2 protein-coding genes are annotated in these 2,303 nt (G+C 71.8%); both read right to left on the bottom strand.

The window, feature by feature from the left end:
* Nucleotides 1–183: 183 nt before the first annotated feature.
* Nucleotides 184–1,620, bottom strand: a complete 1,437-nt coding sequence (locus ACZ7KI_RS25670) for an RsmB/NOP family class I SAM-dependent RNA methyltransferase (protein WP_470275624.1) — start codon at nt 1,618–1,620, stop codon at nt 184–186.
* Nucleotides 1,617–2,303 (bottom strand): methionyl-tRNA formyltransferase (locus ACZ7KI_RS25665; protein WP_470275623.1); only part of this gene is annotated, 687 nt, incomplete at its 5' end. The genes ACZ7KI_RS25665 and ACZ7KI_RS25670, both read right to left, overlap by 4 nt.

Below are 2,303 nucleotides of genomic sequence, written 5' to 3'. Positions count from 1 at the left end.
GGGGAAGCGTGGGAGTTTTCTCTGGGTCATAGATCTCTTTGTTCTTCCCAAGCCGGGGGGTCGGGTTGGGGGGGGGTGGGGTTGGGCGCCCCAGTCCGCGTCCCGCGGCCGGTCTCGCGAGCTGTGCGGCGAACCGGACGTCCAGCCCGCCGCACGAGCTCGCGACCAGGCCGAGAACCCTGCTCACCCGGCGGAATCCGGCTTCCGCAGGACGGCGCAGAACATCGCGTCGGTGCCGTGACGGTGCGGCCACAGCTGCACGTACGGGCCGTTGCCGAGCTTCGGGACGCCCGGGAAGAACTCCCGCGCGTCGACGACCTCGGCGCCCGCACGGCGCGCGGTCTCCCCCACGACGCCTTCGGTCTCGGCCAGATGCGGCGAGCAGACGACGTAGGTGACGATGCCGCCGGGGCGGACCAGGTCCAGCGCCGCGGTGATCAGCTGGCCCTGCAGTTTCGTCAGGTCCGAGATGTCGCCGGGCTGACGGCGCCAGCGCGCTTCCGGGCGGCGGCGCAGCGAACCGAGACCGCTGCACGGCGCGTCGACCAGGACACGGTCGTAACCCGGTTCGAGGCCGGACTCGCGGCCGTCGGCGACGTGGACCGTCACCGGAAGGCCCTGGACGACGTTCTCGATCAGCTTCGCGCGGTGGGGTGCCTTCTCGACGGCGTCGACGGTCGCCCCGCTGATCGACGCGAGCGCGCCCAGCAGCGCGGCCTTGCCACCGGGACCGGCGCACAGGTCCAGCCAGCGCTCGTCGGAGCCGGTGAGCGGCACCTTCGTGACGGCGACCGCGCACAGCTGGCTGCCCTCGTCCTGGACCGCTGCCAGCTTTTCCTTGATCGGCTCGACATCGCCGGGGTCGCCGGAGCCCGCGGGCATCCGGACGCCGTACGGCGAATACGGGGCGACGTCGCCGCCGGTGATGGCGGCCAGCTCGTCGGCGCTGATCTCACCGGGACGGGCGACCAGATGCACGTCGGGCCGGTCGTCGTCGGCCTCGAGCGCCGCCTTCAGCTCAGCGCCCTTGTCCCCCAGCGCTTCCGCGAAGGACCGGGCGACCCAGCGCGGGTGCGCCGTCCGCAGCGCGTACGCGCCGATGGGGTCGACGGCCTCGTCCGGGGCCAGTTCTTCGAGCCAGGTCTGTTCGTCCTTTTCGGACACCGAACGGAGCACGGCGTTGACGAAACCCGCGATCCAGGAACCGACTTCGGCGCGGACGAGGTCCACGGTCGCGCCGACGGCGGCGTGCTCGGGGATGCGGGTGCGCAGCAGCTGGTACGCGCCGAGCCGCAGCCCGTCCAGCACGATGGCGTCCACTTTGGCCAGTGGCCGGTCGAGACACGCCTCGATGACCGCGTCCAGCATGCCGACCGCGCGGCAGGTGCCGTAGGTCAGTTCGGTGGCCAGCGCCGCGTCACGACCGGAGATCCGGCGGGTGCGCAATAGTTGCGGCAGCACCAAGTTCGCGTACGCGTCGTCTTCCCGGACCGCGCGCAGGACGTCGAAGGCGACCTGACGGGCGGGGTCGATCTGCGGCGGGCGGCTTGGCCCTTCTTTACGCGGACCCGGACGGCCTCGCTCCGGCCGCGACGGCCGGCGTTCCCTACGCTCGTTCACTGCAGGCGCTCTCCTTGTTCGATCCTCGTACCGCGCGCCCAGTCGGTGGCCGCCATCCGCTTCTTCCCCTGCGCCTGCACTTCGCCCAGCCGCACCGGCTTCGACGCCGTGCCGACCAGGACCCGCTTGCGTTCCACGACCAGTTCGCCCGGCGGCGGTCCCGGTTCGTCGACGACCGTCACCGGCCCGAGCTTCAGCCGCTCGCCGCGGAACTCCGCCCACGCGCCCGGTTCCGGGCTGACCGCGCGGATCTGCCGGTCGACCGCGGCGGCCGGGTCGGCGAACGACACCCGCGCGTCCTCGACGGTCACCTTGGGCGCGTAGCTCACGCCGTCGCCGGTCTGCTCGACCGCGCGCAGCGAACCGTCGGCGATTCCGTCCATCGTGGACACGAGCAGCTTCGCCCCGGACTCCGCCAGCCTGCCGAGCAATTCACCCGCGGTGTCGGTCTCACCGACGCGCTCGGTGATCACGCCGTAGACCGGACCGGCGTCGAGTTCCTTGACGATGCGGAACGTCGAGGCGCCGGTGATCTCGTCCCCGGCGCGGATCGCGGACTGGACCGGGGGGGGGGCGCGCCACACGGGGAGAAAAGAGAAATGCAAGTTGACCCACCCATGCCCCCGGAGGTCCCGCACGGCCTGTGGGAGGAACACCCCCCAAACGAAAAAAGGGAAAGGGGT

Source organism: Amycolatopsis sp. NPDC039088, from assembly GCF_055598845.1.
The sequence above is the reverse complement of the archived record's forward strand: the minus strand, read 5'-3'. Positions and strand labels throughout refer to the sequence as shown.